Raw genomic sequence first — 16,381 nt, 5'->3', positions numbered from 1 at the left:
CCGTTGGCGCGGCGCTGGGGCAGAACAGCCAGCCGGATTGGAGCCCGGGCCTACACACGAAAGGTTAGCCGTGTAAGGGGATGCAAGAAGTGCTCTATCGACGCTTCAAAACAATACGCATCTGAGGGCTAAGCCCTCCAACACTCCCTGCGGCTAGCTGCCGCAGGGATTCTACAGGCATGCCCCGGACGGGGCCTATGAAAGGACTCATATGACTGACGAGCTACACCCCATTTCTCGGGCCGGGCGCTTTCGCCAGGCCATCGGCGCCTTCATCGAGACCCGCCGCGCGGCCAAGCTGAAGGGACAGGAGGACGCAGCCGGGGCCGCGTCCAAGTACGACTACGCCACCTGGCTCGCCGATGCCGCGCGCCGGGTGGGGCAGATCCAGGCGGTCACCCACGTGCTCAAGGCCACCCATCCGGACGCGCGCGGCAGCAGCCTGCACGTTGCGCCGGGCGGCCTGCCGGCGCACGCCGAGATAGGCAGCCATGTGCTGGGCGAGGACTATGCCGAGGACGTGGTCGGCAACGCTGCGGCGCTGGACGTGTTCAAGTTCCTCAAGGTCGAAGTCGAAGACCGGCGCCTGCTGGACTGGATGCAGGCCGGCGACGCCGATCTGCTGGCCGCCCTATCCGACGACGCCGCGCAGGCGGCGGGCTGGATGCAGGCCTTCGCCGCGCTGGTGCGCGAGGACCAGCGGCCGGCCTCGCACCCGATGGCCAAGCAGGTCTACTGGCTGGTCGGCGACGATCCCCTGGACGATGGCGGCTATCACCTGCTGCAGCCCATGTTCTCCAGCACGCTGGCACATGCGGTGCATGCCGAGATCCAGGACGCGCGCTTCGGCGAGGCCAATACGGCCGCGCGCAAGGCCTTCCGCGCGGGCGCGCCGTCGGAGGCCGTCTATCACGACTATCGCGGCCTGGTCGTGCGCAAGCTGGGCGGCACCAAGCCGCAGAACATCTCCCAGCTCAACAGCGAGCGCGGCGGCGTGAACTACCTGCTGCCGTCCTTGCCGCCGCCGGCGTGGGCGCCGCGCGGCAGCAACCTGTTCAAGCGCGAGTCCGCCTTCGATGAGCTGCTCCGGTTCGGCGGGGTGCGCGAGCTGGTGTATGCGCTGGCCGACTTCCTCAAGGCCAATCCCGACCCGGTGGCGGACACCCGCGAGCAGCGCGACACCTTGGCCCAGGCGATCGCCGACGAACTGGGCATGTTCGGCGCGACGATCCGCGGCGGCTACGCGCCGGGCTGGTCGCGCGAGGCGGAATGCCAGCTGCCCGACTGCGAGCAGCTATGGCTCGACCCGGGACGGTACGACCTGGACATCCGCCACGATCCGCAGCATCCGGAGTGGACCACGCAGGACGAAGCCTTCCGTCGCAACTACGACTGGGGCGACTGGCCCGACGAGCTGGCGACCCGCTTCGGACTGTGGCTCAACGGCCAGCTACGCAAGCGCGGCGGCGACGCCTTGGCCGGGCTTAACGAGCCGGAGATGCGCCATTGGGCCAGGCAGGCGGTCCTCGATGTCGCCTGGCCGGTGCCCATGCAGCGCCGCGCCAACCGGGGTGCGGCATGAGCGCCCTGCCCCGCTTTACCCATCTGCTGGTGCTGCCGCACGTGCGCGTGCAGAACGCCAATGCCATCTCCAGCCCGCTGACCCACGGTTTTCCCTCCATGACGGCCTTCCTGGGCCTGATGTGGGCACTGGAGCGCAAGGCACGCCAGGCAGGGCTGGCGCTGGAGTTCAACGCCGTCGGCGTGGTCAGCCACGGCTGGCAGGAACAGGTGACCGAGGGCGGCTTCGTCAAATCCTTCCGCCTGACCCGCAACCCGGTGGACAAGGACGGCAGCACCGCCGCCATCGTCGAGGAGGGCCGCATCCACCTCGACCTCAGTCTGGTCCTGGCGGTCCATGCAGAGTACTGGGACGTGCAGACGCAGGCGCACGATGTCTCGCGCATCGCCGATCTGCTGGCCGGCATGCGTGTAGCCGGCGGCAGCGTGCTGGCGCCCGCTCATCCCATGGCGTGGCGCCAGCGTCCCTGGCTGGCCGACCTTACCGGCAGCGAGGAGGATCGGCGCAAGTCGTTCCGCGAGGTCTGCCTGCGGCTGCTGCCCGGCTCGGCACTGGTCGCACGCGACGACCTGCTCGCCGCGCGCAGCTGGGACAGGCGCGCGGCGGCGCCCGAGACCACGCGCCTGGAGGCGTGGCTGTCCTTCTCGCGCCTCCATTGGCGCCACGAGCCCGTGGCGGACCGCGGCAAGGGCCGCTGGGTCAGTGACCGCGGGAAGGGCAGTGGCTGGATCGTCCCGATCCCGGTGGGCTACGGCGCGCTCGGCCCGGTGCACGCTGCGGGCAGCGTGACCCACGCCCGCGATGCCGCCACGCCGTTCCGCTTCGTCGAAAGCCTGTACTCGCTGGGCGAGTGGATCGGCACCCACCGCCTGCAGGCCCCGCACCACCTGCTCTGGTATGCCGACAGCCGCCCCGACGACGGTCTGTACCGGTGCCGCAACGACTACCGCCCTGCCGGCTCCACGGCCGATCCACTCTCCGCTTGATGCCCATCACGACAAGGAATTCCATCATGGCAACCGAAGCTCTCAAGACCGCCTCCGTCCTCGCCTTCGAGCGCAAGCTCGACCCGTCCGATGCCCTGCTCTTCGCCGGCCCCTGGGACCAGCGCGACGACGACGCCGACTGGCAGCCGGTCCTGGTTCGCGAGAAATCCGTGCGCGGCACCATCTCCAACCGCCTCAAGACCAACGGTCAGGATCCGGCCAAGCTGGACGCGGCCATCCAGAATCCCAACCTGCAGACCGTGGACGTGGCCGCGCTGCCCGCCGATGCCGACACGCTGAAGGTGCAGTTCACCCTGCGCATCCTCAGCGGCGTTGGCGACCCGTCCGCCTGCAACGACGCCGGCTACCGCCGCAAGCTGCTGGACACCGTGGCCGGCTACGTCCGCGAACACGGCCTGGGCGAGCTGGCACGACGCTACGCCGCCAACCTCGCCAACGGGCGTTTCCTCTGGCGCAATCGCATCGGCGCCGAGCAGGCCGAGGTCCACGTGGCCCATCTGCAGGACGGACTTCCGGTCGCCGAGTGGCGCTTCGATGCGCTGGCCCATGCCATGCCGACGCTGGCGCCGCCGCCGGCGCAGGCCGCATCCGTGAGCGCGCTGGCCGCGGTGATCGAAGCCGGCCTTGCCGGTACGGCCCACGCGCTGTTGCGCGTCACCGCCTTCGTCCGCCTGGGTCATGGCCAGGAGGTGTTTCCTTCGCAGGAGCTGATCCTCGACCGCGGGCGCGGCGACAAGAGCAAGACCTTGTACAAGATCGGAGACGACAAGGACGCCGCGGCCGCCATCCACTCGCAGAAGATCGGCAACGCCCTGCGCACCATCGACACCTGGTATCCGGGCGCCGATGAGAACGGCGCCATCGCCGTGGAGCCGTATGGCTCGGTCACGACCCAGGGCAAGGCGTACCGGCAGCCCAAGGAGAAGCAGGACTTCTATACCTTGCTGGATGCCTGGGTGCTCAAGGACAAGGTCCCGCCGGTCGAGCAGCAGCACTTCGTGATCGCCACGCTGGTGCGCGGCGGCGTCTTCGGCGAGGCGGGTTGAGGCCATGACCACGCACTTCATCGACCTGCGCGTGCTGCCCGACCCGGAGACCGGGCCGGCGCAGCTGCTGGGCGCGCTGTACGGCCGCCTGCATCTGGCCCTGGTCCGGCACCGTCGCGACGACATCGGCGTCAGCTTTCCCCACTACAGCCTCAACCCGCGGGCGCTGGGGCCCGTTCTGCGCCTGCATGGGACGGCCGAAGCCTTGCGCGGATTGATGGACACCGCCTGGCTGGGTGGCATGCGTGACCACGTTCGTATCGGCGAACTGGCGCCCGCGCCCCAGCATGCTGAGCACCGCACCCTGCAGCGACGGCAGTTCAAGACCAGCGTCGACCGCCTGCGCCGCCGCCGCATTCAGCGCAAGGGCGAGACCGCCGAGCAGGCGGCGCATGCAATTCCCGAAAGTGTCCAACGGCAACCCGACCTGCCCTATGTTCATCTGCGCAGCAGCAGCACCGCCCAGCCATTCTGCCTGTTCCTTGCCCGCGGACCACTGTGCGAGCAACCAGTGCTCGGCCCCTTCAACAGCCACGGCCTGAGCAGCAGCGTCACCGTGCCCTGGTTCTGACCCTTTTCTCCGCGACAGGCGGAGGCGCTTTGACAATCAAGCACTTGGCCACGACCCACTAGAAACGGGGGCCGTGGCCTTTCCGCACCTATCCTTTTGGGATTCAATGATTTAGGGAAGCACGTATCTAGTTCGCTGCCGCGTAGGCAGCTCAGAAAAAGCGTAGCTTGACGCCCTCGAAGCGATACCACGTTCGCTGCCGCGTAGGCAGCTCAGAAAGTTCCGAGGGTCGTCGATAGCGCCTGCGCGCCGTTCGCTTCCGCGTAGGCAGCTCAGAAAGTCAGCGGCCGCGTCCCCCTCCGCCTTGGCCAGTTCGCTGCCGCGTAGGCAGCTCAGAAACGGCCTACCTGCGGGGACGAAGCTTTTGGCCAGTTCGCTGCCGCGTAGGCAGCTCAGAAATGGAAAGTAAGCGCGGGCGAGGCCCACGCCTTGTTCGCTGCCGCGTAGGCAGCTCAGAAAGGACGGCACTTGGCGTGTGTCCTACCTGGACAGTTCGCTGCCGCGTAGGCAGCTCAGAAACGAAAGAGCGGGAGGCTGCGTGATCATCTCCAGTTCGCTGCCGCGTAGGCAGCTCAGAAAAGGTGCGCTCAGCAGCGCCGAACAGGTCCAACGTTCGCTGCCGCGTAGGCAGCTCAGAAAGCCAGTCCCAGCGGCTCGGCCAGGCCCATCTCGTTCGCTGCCGCGTAGACAGCTCAGAAAAGTGGCAGCCAATCGAGACGGCGCCGCTGACCGTTCGCTGCCGCGTAGGCAGCTCAGAAAGGAGCGCTGGCCTTTGTTCCGGCTGGGCTGGGGTTCGCTGCCGCGTAGGCAGCTCAGAAATCATCGACCATGCAGCGGGCCACGCCCTCATCGTTCGCTGCCGCGTAGGCAGCTCAGAAAGCAGCACGCCGCGCGGGACGCCCTATCTCGTCGTTCGCTGCCGCGTAGGCAGCTCAGAAAGTCCTTGTCCGGCGGGGTGTTGCGCTGGATGGGTTCGCTGCCGCGTAGGCAGCTCAGAAATGCATGCCGGTGTGCACAGCCACCTGGCCACCGTTCGCTGCCGCGTAGGCAGCTCAGAAAACCCGCCTGGCCTTCCGCCTGGACGCCATCCAGTTCGCTGCCGCGTAGGCAGCTCAGAAATTGTCGGACGCGGGCATCGGCAAAGCCTTTGCGTTCGCTGCCGCGTAGGCAGCTCAGAAACCGATGCGGGCCCAAGAAAAGAAGCGTTATCTGTTCGCTGCCGCGTAGGCAGCTCAGAAAATCGCCGCCCAGGCCGGGGAGGTGGGGAATGGGTTCGCTGCCGCGTAGGCAGCTCAGAAATTCCTGGACGGCATCGACTTCCCCTATGCCGTGTTCGCTGCCGCGTAGGCAGCTCAGAAATGGATCGAGGCCACGTAGGCCGCCTGCTGATCGTTCGCTGCCGCGTAGGCAGCTCAGAAATGGGCATGTGGTGGAACCAGACCATGGGCTGCGTTCGCTGCCGCGTAGGCAGCTCAGAAATGCGCGACCAATGCGCCGCGGCCGAGGTGCCGGTTCGCTGTCGCGTAGGCAGCTCAGAAATCTGCCTGGTTGCAGATCGTGGCGCCAAGCCAGTTCGCTGCCGCGTAGACAGCTCAGAAAATTCGCGCGACTCGTCGGACGTGGCCGCGCGCGTTCGCTGCCGCGTAGGCAGCTCAGAAAGCTAAGCCATTCGTGATCCTGCCGTCCTTGCAGTTCGCTGCCGCGTAGGCAGCTCAGAAAAATTCGAGAAGCTGCTGGACCTGCAACTGAAAGTTCGCTGCCGCGTAGGCAGCTCAGAAAGCCTCGGCCGCAGCCTTCACGTCCGCGCGCCAGTTCGCTGCCGCGTAGGAAGATCAGAAAGCAGGTGCGCGACCTCTACATGGCCACCAGCCGTTCGCTGCCGCGTAGGCAGCTCAGAAAACACGGCCCTGCCCTGAGGCCTACCGGTGATGGTTCGCTGCCGCGTAGGCAGCTCAGAAAAGACACGGGGCGTGCTGTTGTTGTACCCGAAGGTTCGCTGCCGCGTAGGCAGCTCAGAAAACCCCGATCGTGCGCGCCGCGATGCTGCTGGCGTTCGCTGCCGCGTAGGCAGCTCAGAAATGGTGGTCCACGCGCTTGACCACGAACACGTTGTTCGCTGCCGCGTAGGCAGCTCAGAAATGGAGGCGATCCCCTGCCCCATGTGCGACCGCGTTCGCTGCCGCGTAGGCAGCTCAGAAAAGCGAGCACACCGAGGGCGTGCGCCTGTTCCGGTTCGCTGCCGCGTAGGCAGCTCAGAAAGAACAGATCAGTCGTCGTCATGTCCCGTTCCTGTTCGCTGCCGCGTAGGCAGCTCAGAAAACCACTGCAGCGCCGGCCGTCAGCTGAATGCCGTTCGCTGCCGCGTAGGCAGCTCAGAAACGAACCAGAACGATCTGCCGCTGCAGTAACGTGTTCGCTGCCGCGTAGGCAGCTCAGAAAGGCAGCGCCTCGCGCAGGGATTCCCAGAGCCATGTTCGCTGCCGCGTAGGCAGCTCAGAAACCTGAGCAGATCATCTCTGCCCTCAACGTCCGGTTCGCTGCCGCGTAGGCAGCTCAGAAATCGGTCGCAGATGCGGAATGCACGTCCTACGGGTTCGCTGCCGCGTAGGCAGCTCAGAAAAGTGCCGGAACTTCCAGGGCTGCGGCGACTTGGTTCGCTGCCGCGTAGGCAGCTCAGAAATGCGCGATCGACGTCTTCGGCTTGAGCGCGGTGTTCGCTGCCGCGTAGGCAGCTCAGAAAAAAGCGTGTGGGCACGAGCAAGCGTGGAATATTGTTCGCTGCCGCGTAGGCAGCTCAGAAAAAGATGAGCGCGCAGCTGCGCTACACCTCCGAGTTCGCTGCCGCGTAGGCAGCTCAGAAAACCTGCAGGTGCGCGGTCATCTGCCGCTTCTGGTTCGCTGCCGCGTAGGCAGCTCAGAAAACCAGGGGCACGGCGACGCCCTGGTCGCCGCCGTTCGCTGCCGCGTAGGCAGCTCAGAAAAGGAATTCAGCGAGGAATGGGCGCGTCAGGCGGTTCGCTGCCGCGTAGGCAGCTCAGAAACACCTACAGGAGAAAATCGATGTCCGACGCCTGTTCGCTGCCGCGTAGGCAGCTCAGAAATGGAAGGGCTCAACGGCCGGCCGATGGTCAACGTTCGCTGCCGCGTAGGCAGCTCAGAAAGTTCGGGTGGCCAGCTCGGTGAGCTCGGGCGTGTTCGCTGCCGCGTAGGCAGCTCAGAAAGCGTAACCGCTGCCTCGAATACCAGCGCCAGCGTTCGCTGCCGCGTAGGCAGCTCAGAAAAGGTAGAGGCGGTCATACGCGGCGCCGTCTGGGTTCGCTGCCGCGTAGGCAGCTCAGAAAACGATCGACTCGATCGTGCCGACGTTCGTAGCGTTCGCTGCCGCGTAGGCAGCTCAGAAATCGCGGAATGCGCGCAGGAGGGCTTCGACGCCGTTCGCTGCCGCGTAGGCAGCTCAGAAAAGATCCGGATCGCGTCCAAGCGCCTGGCGCAAGTTCGCTGCCGCGTAGGCAGCTCAGAAATTCTTGAAAGTGCGAAAAAAAGGACCTCGCCCGTTCGCTGCCGCGTAGGCAGCTCAGAAATTGCAGCGGGCCACGTCCTCATCGACCCCGGCGTTCGCTGCCGCGTAGGCAGCTCAGAAAAGCACCTGCCACCAGGTCCGGACGTCGGCCGGGTTCGCTGCCGCGTAGGCAGCTCAGAAAACCTACGGATGGGACTACAACGGCGGTCGCAAGTTCGCTGCCGCGTAGGCAGCTCAGAAATAAGCCGAAAGCATGCCGCTACTGCGGGCAGCGTTCGCTGCCGCGTAGGCAGCTCAGAAATGTGGGTCGTGCCAGCGAAAACCGAGGGCTCGGTTCGCTGCCGCGTAGGCAGCTCAGAAATCCCGCTCGGCGTAGCGCGCCAACAGGCCTCGGTTCGCTGCCGCGTAGGCAGCTCAGAAATCCTGCGACCGCCGCGCGTACCCTGCCCTACTGTTCGCTGCCGCGTAGGCAGCTCAGAAATGATCCTCGCTCAGGAAAAGGAGCCGCCGTATGTTCGCTGCCGCGTAGGCAGCTCAGAAGCGTGAGCGTGGTGCTACCGACCTCGACGCCGTGTTCGCTGCCGCGTAGGCAGCTCAGAAAATCGCCTGGCGCCGGAGGTCCGCCCCGGACTGGTTCGCTGCCGCGTAGGCAGCTCAGAAATACCTGACAGGCCAGCGCGTGAGTGATTTCTGGTTCGCTGCCGCGTAGGCAGCTCAGAAAGATCAGCGCCACCTGGGACAGCGTGCTCGTGCGTTCGCTGCCGCGTAGGCAGCTCAGAAAAATCGAACTGGTGGATCGCCAGGCGGCGCAGGGTTCGCTGCCGCGTAGGCAGCTCAGAAACTTCCGCCGCGCCACCGTGCCGCCACCCTGGCGTTCGCTGCCGCGTAGGCAGCTCAGAAAGGGTCCTTGTAGTTGACCACCACGACGTTGACGTTCGCTGCCGCGTAGGCAGCTCAGAAATCAACCAGAAGGAAAATTGGTCCGCTGAACTGGTTCGCTGCCGCGTAGGCAGCTCAGAAATGGCGCGAGGTGCCGTCGATCTGATCGGCGGGGTTCGCTGCCGCGTAGGCAGCTCAGAAAGCCCAGTCGTACTCGCAGACCAGGGTCGAATTGTTCGCTGCCGCGTAGGCAGCTCAGAAATACCGCGATCGCTACAAGCTGACCACTATGCGGTTCGCTGCCGCGTAGGCAGCTCAGAAAACTGGTCAGGTCGTGGTGCCTGGCGTGCAGCGGTTCGCTGCCGCGTAGGCAGCTCAGAAATGATGTGCCGCGCTCGGACAGTCAATCTCGACGTTCGCTGCCGCGTAGGCAGCTCAGAAAACACGCAGGTGCTGCCCGAGCAGCTCAGCCGCGTTCGCTGCTGCGTAGGCAGCTCAGAAATCCGGCTGGTCGGCCTCTGCGGCCTCGGCAATGTTCGCTGCCGTGTAGGCAGCTCAGAAATTCAGGCCCCACGTGATGTGGCCGATCTCCAGGTTCGCTGCTGCGTAGGCAGCTCAGAAAAGGCACAGTCATCGGCCGCGGGCGCTGTCCGTGTTCGCTGCCGCGTAGGCAGCTCAGAAAGATCGGGCTGCGCATGTTGCTGGGCCTGTCACGTTCGCTGCCGCGTAGGCAGCTCAGAAAGCCCCGCCCGCGTCCCATGGGGACGCACGGGAGTTCGCTGCCGCGTAGCAGCTCAGAAAGGCAGTGCCCGGTTGCCCTGCTCTACGCCATCGTTCGCTGCCGCGTAGGCAGCTCAGAACGGCCCAGACGTCCACCTCGTCTTTCGCTGCCGCATAGTCAGCTCAGAAAGCCGCAGTCGAAGACCGCGCGCTCGGCCTTGTTCGCTGCCGCGCAGGCAGCTCAGAAAAGCATTCGATAGTGAGTCCACTACCACAACATCCTCACCCAGCAGGCTCCGCAATGATCACCTCAACCCCCATGCGCTGCAGCCCCTCCCGCGTGGCGGCGTCGATGCCGGCGTCGGTGATGATGGTCTGCACCTGCTCCAGCTTGGCGATGCGGTGCAGGCTGACCTTGCCGAACTTGGAGGCGTCGGTCAGCACGACCACGCGGCGGGCGTGTTCGACCATGCGCTGGTTGAGGCGGGCCTCGGAGGCGTCGTGGGTGGTCAGGCCGAACTGCAGGTCCAGGCCGTCCACGCCGAGGAACAGGGTGTCGAAGCTGTAGGCGTTGAGGCTCAGCTCGGCCTGGTTGCCCTGCAGCGACAGCGACTGCTTGCGCAGCTGGCCGCCGGAGAGCAGCACGTTGACGCCGGGCGCGGTGGCCAGTTCCCAGGCGATGTTCAGGCCGTTGGTCATCACCGACACGTCGCGATGGCCGTGCAGGTGGCGCGCCAGGGTCATGGTGGTCGAGCCGGAGTCGATGATGATGTTGTCGCCGGGCCTGACCAGCTGCGCGGCGCGCAGGCCGATGGAATCCTTCAGCGGCAGGTTGAGCGTGTCCTTCTCATGGATGTCGCGCTCCTGCGGCGGCGTGCGCACCAGGCTGGCGCCGCCATGGGTGCGCGTGGCCAGGCCCTGGGCCTGGAAGTGGTTGAGGTCGGCGCGGATGGTCACCGCCGAGACGCCGAAGCGCTCGACCAGCGCGCCCACCTGCACGCCGCCCTGCTCGATCAGGGTCTGCAGGATCTGCTGGCGGCGGGAGCGGGTGTTGCGCGTGGCCATCGCGGGGTGCCGGGAGGGTTCGGCAGCTTAGCCGGACGCGTCGCCGACGCCACGACCGGGAAGCGAGGACTGCGACGAGGACATGGCGTGCTCCTGGGGACTCGAGGACAGGCCCGGCTGGCAGGCAAGCAGGGCCGCGCCGCGCGCGCCGCCGGCGTCGCCGAAGTGCGGCGGCACGATCGGCGGAACCTGCGCGCCGGCGAACAGGTGCGCGGCCACCGCATCGGGCAGCTGCGCATACAGCGGTGCGTATTGCGACAGCCCGCCGCCCAGCACAATCACGTGCGGATCCAGGGCCAGCACCAGCGCGGCCAGGCTGTGGCCGAGCAGATCGCGATGGATCTCCAGCGCCTGGCGGGCACGCGCATCGCCCGCCTCGGCCAGCGCGATCACCGCGGCCGCGTCGGGCGCGGTACCGCCCAGGTGGCGTTCCAGCGCGGCCAGGCCGCTGCCGGAGACATAGCGCTCCACGCAGCCCTGCAGGCCGCAGCCGCAGGGCAGCAGCGGCAGGCCATGGCGCTGCAGCAGATGGCCGGGCACGCTCCAGTGGCCCCATTCGCCGGCCAGGCCGTTGAAGCCGGTGATCAGCCGTCCGTCCACGCAGTAGCCGCCGCCCGCGCCGGTGCCGAGGATGGCGCCGAACATGCTCGGATAGCCCTGCGCGGCGCCGCCGTGGGCCTCGGACAGGGCGAAGCACTGCAGGTCGTTGCCGAAGGCCAGTGGCCGCGCCAGCCGCGCGCGCAGGTCGGCGGCGACGGTCTGTCCGGTCAGCGCCGGCACGTTGGCGCTGAGCTGGCGGCCGCTGCCGCGCTCGCGCACGCCCGGCAGGGCGATGCCGATGGCGCTGGTCGCCTGGCCCAGCCCGGCGTCGGCCTGCGCCACCAGCGCGGCGACCGCAGCGAGGAAGCCGGCGTAGTCGCCCTGCGGCGTGGCCACGCGCTGGCGCCAGCGCACCTGCGCGGCCGCATCGCAGGCCACCAGTTCGATCTTGGTGCCGCCGATGTCGATGCCGTAGCAGGCGGGCGATGCGTCAGCCATGGTGGATGGTGACGCCCTGCACGACGCGGTTGACGGTGCCGTCGGGGAAGGGATTGTCCGGGGTCAGCCCCAGCGCCGCCGAGCGCCGCAGCGCGTAGAGCTGGGCCAGGCCCAGCCACACCGGCGCCAGCCACGCATCGTCCAGCGCCGGCGTGGTCGCCGGCACGGTCAGGGTGAAGTCGTCGTCGGCCCCGATGTCGGCGTGCGGGCCGATCGCCAGCACCTGGCCGGCCACGCCGTCGCGGCGCAGTTCGGCCAGCAGGTCCTGCTCGTAGCGACGCGCCAGCGGCTGCACGCTGCGCAGCACGATCACCAGGGTGCGCGCATCCAGCGTGGACTTGGGGCCGTGGCGGAAGCCCAGCGGCGTATTGGCCAGCGCCAGCACGCGCCCGGCGGAGAGTTCGAGCACCTTCAGCGCGGCCTCGCGCGCCAGTGCCTCCAGCGGCCCGCTGGCCAGATAGATCACCCGCTCGAACGGGCGCGCGGCCAGCGCCGCCACCGGCGCGTCCCACCGCGCCAGGCCCTGGCGCGCCAGCGCGGCCACCTGATGCAGGCGCGCGCCGCGCGTGTCCACATCGCCGCGGTCGAACACCGCCAGCGCCGCCAGCAGCATGCAGGTCAGGCTGCTGGTCATGGCGAAGGCCTGATCGCAGCTGTCCGGAGGCATCAGCAGGGTGAAGGTGTCGGCCCGCCCGGCGCCGCGCCGCGCCAGTTCGCCCTGGGCGTTGCAGGTGATGTCGAGGAAGCGCGCCTGGTCCACGCTGGCGCGCACCAGTTCGACCGCCGCCACGCTCTCCGGGCTGGACCCGCTGCGGCCGAAGGACACCAGCAGGGTCGGCCGGTCGCGCTGCAGGTACAGCGCCGGATGGGTCAGCAGGTTGGTGGTGTGCAGGGCCCGCACCTCGGCCGGCCACTGCGCGTTGATCGTGTCGGCCACCATCTCGGCGATGAAGCCCGAGCTACCGGCGCCGGTGAACAGCACGCGCTGCCGCGGGTCGGTCAGCGCATCGCCCAGGAAGGCCTGCAGCTGCGGCCAGGTCTGGGCGAGGGTCCGGGCCAGCGCGTCCCACAGCGCCGGCTGCTGGGCGATTTCGGCCGCCGTGTGCGCGCCTCCCAAGCGCTGCCAGGCGGGGGCATCGGAAAGCGGAATCAGGTCCATGCAAGCATCCAGTTGGGCCGGCGCAACATCCCGTCTTCCTTTCGAAATGTCAAATAACGAAAGAAAATGAAAAGGTTCGCCATTGCATGCACCGCGCTGTGGGCAGGCCGTCGCTGCTCCAGCGCATCAATCGAGCCAGCCACGGGCGGCTCAACGCGGGAGGCGCCAGCAAAGCGAAACAATCCCGCCGGCCAATCTTTCTTTTCAGCACGCGATTAGTTGCTTTTGCCTTTCATTTCGTTGACACCTTTCGAAATACTGCCGTACAGTCGGCGACGAACTGCAATTCGCACGTCGGTCGAACCGGCAAACGGAGCCTTCCAGGTGCAAGTCCGAGCCCCGCGATCGCCGCTGCGTGCCACCCTCCTGTCAGCGCTGCTGCTGGCCTCCGGTGCGGCCGGGGCCATGTCGATCGGCAACGTGCGGTCGGTCAGCGCGCAGGGCGAGCACGCCTGGCTGCTGCGCACCGACAACGGCGGGGTGATGCGCATCGAGGTGGTCGCCGCCGACATCGTGCGCGTGCAGGCCGGGCGCGACGGCAAGCTCACCGGCGCCGGCGACAAGGCGACGCCGATCGTGCTGCCGCAGCCGGCCACCGCCGCGCAGGCGCGCCTGGAGGAAGACGCCCAGGAGCTGCGCGTGCGCACCGATGCGCTGGTGCTGCACGTGCAGCGCGCGCCCTTGCGCCTGCGCCTGGAGCGGCTGGACCAGGGCCGGGCGGTGGCGCTGTGGCAGGAGCTGCAGCCGCTCGACCTGGACCAGGACCGCAGCGTGCAGGTGCTGTCCTCGCAGCCGGACGAAGGCTTCTACGGCGGCGGCCAGCAGAACGGGCGCTACCAGTTCAAGGGCCGCGAGCTGGAGATCTCCTACTCCGGCGGCTGGGAAGACGGCGACCGGCCCAGCCCGGCGCCGATGCTGCTCAGCGACCGCGGCTGGGGCATGTTGCGCAACACCTGGCGCGACGGCGACTACGACCTGCGCCAGCCCGACCAGGCCACGCTGCTGCATCGCGAGGACCGCTTCGACGCCTATTACTTCGTCGGCGCCGGCCTGCCGCAGCTGGTGGAGCGCTACACCCGGCTCACCGGCCGGCCCACCCTGCTGGCGCGCTGGGCGCTGTCCTACGGCGATGCCGATTGCTACAACGATGGCGACAACGCCAAGAAGCCCGGCACCGTGCCCGACGGCTGGCACGACGGCCCCACCGGCACCACGCCCGACGTGATCGACACGGTAGCGCGCCAGTACCGCGCGCACGACATGCCCGGCGGCTGGATCCTGCCCAACGACGGCTACGGCTGCGGCTATACCCAGCTACCACAGGTCGTGCAGGGGCTGGCCAAGTACGGCTTCAAGACCGGTCTGTGGACCGAGAACGGCGTGGACAAGATCGCCTGGGAGGTCGGCACCGCCGGCAGCCGGGTGCAGAAGCTGGACGTGGCCTGGACCGGCAAGGGCTACCAGTTCGCCATGGATGCCAACCGCGCGGCCTACGACGGCATCCTGGACAATTCCGACTCGCGCCCGTTCCTGTGGACGGTGATGGGCTGGGCCGGCATCCAGCGCTATGCGGTGGCCTGGACGGGCGACCAGAGCGGCAGCTGGGACTACATCGCCTGGCATATCCCCACGCTGATCGGCTCGGGGCTGTCGGGGCTGGCCTACGCCACCGGCGATGTGGACGGGATCTTCGGCGGCAGCGCCGAGACCTACACCCGCGACCTGCAGTGGAAGGCGTTCACGCCGGTGCTGATGGGCATGTCCGGCTGGTCGTCCAACGACCGCAAGCACCCCTGGTGGTTCGACGAACCCTATCGCAGCATCAACCGCGCCGCGCTCAAGCTGAAGATGCGCCTGACGCCGTACATGTACGGGCTGGTGCACGAGGCGGCGCAGACCGGCGCGCCGCCGGTGCGCGGGCTGATGTGGGACTTCCCCGGCGACCCGCATGCGCACGATGAGACCTACAAGCACCAGTTCCTGCTCGGCCGCGACCTGCTGATCGCGCCGGTCTACCGCAGCCAGGCCGCCAGCCGCGGCTGGCGCCGCGACATCCACCTGCCGGCCGGCACCTGGATCGACTACTGGGACGGCCGCCGCGTGCAGGCCGGCGCGCAGGGGCGGCAGCTGGACCGCCAGGTCGATCTAGCCACGTTGCCGGTGTTCGTGCGTGCCGGGGCGATCGTGCCGATGTATCCGGAGATGCTGTTCGACGGGCAGAAGCCGCTGGACGAGGTGACCTTCGACCTGTATCCGCAGGGCGACTCGCAGTACACGCTGTACGAGGACGACGGCAGCACGCGCCGCTACCAGCAGGGCGAATCGAGCACGCAGGACGTCGTCGTGCACGCTCCGGAGCAGGGCGCTGGCCCGGTGCGGGTGGAGATCGGCGCGGTGCAGGGCCAGTACCAGGGCCAGCTGGCGCAGCGCCGCTACGCCTTGCGCGTGTCCAGCCGGCAGGCGCCGCGCGCCGTGCGGCTGGACGGCCGCGCGCTGCCGCAAGTGGCCGATGCCGCCGCGCTGGAGCGCGCGACCGAAGGCTGGTCCTTCGACGCCGGCGAGCGTCGCGGCACGCTGCACGTGCGCACCGCGACGGTGGATATCCGCACGCCGCTGGCGCTGGAGCTGGACTTCCCCGTCGCGCCCGCGCTGGCCGACGACGCCTACTCGGCCGCGCCGGAGCTGGGCCGCGCACTGCCCGCCGACAGCCTGCTCGTCGTCAACCGACCGGCCGAGGAGCCCGGGCAGCCGCTGGAGAACGCCTTCGACGACGACCCCGGCACCTGGTTCCGCACCGTGCGCAACCAGGCCGTGCGCACCGGCGCGCACGAGTGGGTGGTCGGCTTCGGCGAGCGCAAGCTGATCGACGGCATCGAACTGGCCCCCCGCAACGATGCCAACTGGAAGCACGGCCAGGTGCGCGACTACGAGGTCTACCTGGCCGACAGCAACGGCGAGTGGGGCGCACCGGTCGCGCGCGGCACGCTCAAGCTGGCGCAGGGCACCCAGCGCATCGACTTCCCCGCCCACGCCGGGCGCCTGCTGCGCTTCCGCGTGCTCAGCGTGCAGAACCCGGAGGGCGACGGCGCCTCGGCCACCGATCCGATGGTGCTGGCCGCCCAGGGTGGTGGTGGCGCGCGCGCCATCGATGCGCTGCAGCCGCGCGATGTCGGGCCGATCACCCTGTCCACCTTCCATATCCTCGAACACGTCGAACCAGAGCGCCCCGCCCAGCAGCGCTTCCTGTCCGAGCTGCCGCTGCCGGCGGCGCTGGCCGGCCGGGTCATGCCCGACCGCGCGCTGCGCGGCGGCGAGCTGCGCATGAACGGCCTGCTGTTCCGCCGCGGGCTGGGCGTGGGCCCCGACAGCCGCATCGACCTGGCGCTCAAGGGCCAGTGGCGCCTGCTGCGCGCCGACCTGGGCATCGACGATGCCTGTCGCCAGGCCGGTGGGCTGCAGTTCCAGGTGTTCGGCGACGGCCGCCTGCTCTACGACAGCGGGCTGGTCCAGGCGCCGGGCGTGGTCAAGCCCGAGCTGGACATCCGCGGCCTGTCGACCCTGAGCCTGCGCACCACCGGTGCGACCGGCGCCTCACCGTCCCAGGTCTGCGCCGACTGGGCCAATGCCGTGCTGATCGGCCAGGAGGGCGACACCGCCAGCGTCCTGCGCCCATGACCCCCGCGTAACACCGCTCTGCCCCGCCCTTCCAGCCGCAGCCGCAAGGCCGCGGCCCTGGGATCGCTTTGTCCGGCGCACCGCCACCCAAGCGCCGTTATCTGCCAGGAGAGACCCTC

General features: G+C 68.3%; 7 protein-coding genes, 1 pseudogene and 1 CRISPR repeat array. Of the genes and pseudogenes, 5 read left to right on the top strand and 3 right to left on the bottom strand.

The genetic code is table 11. The features are described 5' to 3' along the window. The first annotated feature begins 211 nt into the window (after window positions 1–211). Genes csy1 through cas6f form a run of 4 tightly spaced genes read left to right on the top strand, consistent with a single transcriptional unit; the run spans window position 212 to window position 4,206 of the window. Window positions 212–1,582: a type I-F CRISPR-associated protein Csy1 gene (gene csy1, locus MWN52_RS01520; protein WP_286576247.1), complete on the top strand. Its 1,371-nt coding sequence runs from the start codon at window positions 212–214 to the stop codon at window positions 1,580–1,582. Continuing rightward, the gene (csy2, locus tag MWN52_RS01515) at window positions 1,579–2,568 is read left to right on the top strand and encodes a type I-F CRISPR-associated protein Csy2 (RefSeq protein WP_286576244.1); all 990 of its coding nucleotides are present in this window, start codon (window positions 1,579–1,581) and stop codon (window positions 2,566–2,568) included. The genes csy1 and csy2 overlap by 4 nt, the downstream gene beginning before the upstream one ends. 26 nt (window positions 2,569–2,594) lie before the next feature. After that, on the top strand, window positions 2,595–3,635 hold the full coding sequence (gene csy3 / locus MWN52_RS01510) for a type I-F CRISPR-associated protein Csy3 (RefSeq protein ID WP_286576243.1): 1,041 nt from the start codon (window positions 2,595–2,597) through the stop codon (window positions 3,633–3,635). 4 nt (window positions 3,636–3,639) lie between these two features. Beyond that, the gene (cas6f, locus tag MWN52_RS01505; protein WP_286576242.1) at window positions 3,640–4,206 is read left to right on the top strand and encodes a type I-F CRISPR-associated endoribonuclease Cas6/Csy4; all 567 of its coding nucleotides are present in this window, start codon (window positions 3,640–3,642) and stop codon (window positions 4,204–4,206) included. Window positions 4,207–4,336: 130 nt separating this feature from the next. Beyond that, window positions 4,337–9,347: a CRISPR direct-repeat array (repeat unit 28 nt; unit sequence GTTCGCTGCCGCGTAGGCAGCTCAGAAA). Between the two features lie 260 nt (window positions 9,348–9,607). Here cas6f and MWN52_RS01500 read toward each other — a convergent pair. The 3 genes and pseudogenes from MWN52_RS01500 to MWN52_RS01490 all read right to left on the bottom strand — a co-directional run bounded on the left by MWN52_RS01500 (window position 9,608) and on the right by MWN52_RS01490 (window position 12,587). Next, window positions 9,608–10,390: a DeoR family transcriptional regulator gene (locus MWN52_RS01500; protein WP_286576240.1), complete on the bottom strand. Its 783-nt coding sequence runs from the start codon at window positions 10,388–10,390 to the stop codon at window positions 9,608–9,610. 105 nt (window positions 10,391–10,495) lie between these two features. After that, a pseudogene (locus tag MWN52_RS01495) lies at window positions 10,496–11,428 on the bottom strand (ROK family protein); the annotation flags it as partial. Next, complete coding sequence (locus MWN52_RS01490; RefSeq protein ID WP_286576237.1) at window positions 11,421–12,587, bottom strand: SIS domain-containing protein; 1,167 nt, start codon at window positions 12,585–12,587, stop codon at window positions 11,421–11,423. The pseudogene MWN52_RS01495 and the gene MWN52_RS01490, both read right to left, overlap by 8 nt. 405 nt (window positions 12,588–12,992) lie before the next feature. Between MWN52_RS01490 and MWN52_RS01485 the strand changes: the two genes are divergently transcribed. After that, a complete protein-coding gene (locus tag MWN52_RS01485; protein WP_286576236.1) occupies window positions 12,993–16,262 on the top strand; it encodes a TIM-barrel domain-containing protein in 3,270 nt (1,089 codons plus the stop codon). Window positions 16,263–16,381 lie beyond the last annotated feature (119 nt).

This window comes from Pseudoxanthomonas winnipegensis (assembly GCF_030322905.1).
Taxonomy (GTDB): domain Bacteria; phylum Pseudomonadota; class Gammaproteobacteria; order Xanthomonadales; family Xanthomonadaceae; genus Pseudoxanthomonas_A; species Pseudoxanthomonas_A winnipegensis.
The sequence above is the reverse complement of the archived record's forward strand: the minus strand, read 5'-3'. Positions and strand labels throughout refer to the sequence as shown.

Excerpts from the sequence above, each read along its gene's own strand:
- csy1 (WP_286576247.1), top strand. The coding sequence starts at position 212 with ATGACTGACGAGCTACACCCCATTTCTCGGGCCGGGCGCTTTCGCCAG.
- csy2 (WP_286576244.1), top strand. The coding sequence starts at position 1,579 with ATGAGCGCCCTGCCCCGCTTTACCCATCTGCTGGTGCTGCCGCACGTG.
- csy3 (WP_286576243.1), top strand. The coding sequence starts at position 2,595 with ATGGCAACCGAAGCTCTCAAGACCGCCTCCGTCCTCGCCTTCGAGCGC.
- cas6f (WP_286576242.1), top strand. The coding sequence starts at position 3,640 with ATGACCACGCACTTCATCGACCTGCGCGTGCTGCCCGACCCGGAGACC.
- MWN52_RS01500 (WP_286576240.1), bottom strand. The coding sequence starts at position 10,390 with ATGGCCACGCGCAACACCCGCTCCCGCCGCCAGCAGATCCTGCAGACC.
- MWN52_RS01490 (WP_286576237.1), bottom strand. The coding sequence starts at position 12,587 with ATGGACCTGATTCCGCTTTCCGATGCCCCCGCCTGGCAGCGCTTGGGA.
- MWN52_RS01485 (WP_286576236.1), top strand. The coding sequence starts at position 12,993 with ATGTCGATCGGCAACGTGCGGTCGGTCAGCGCGCAGGGCGAGCACGCC.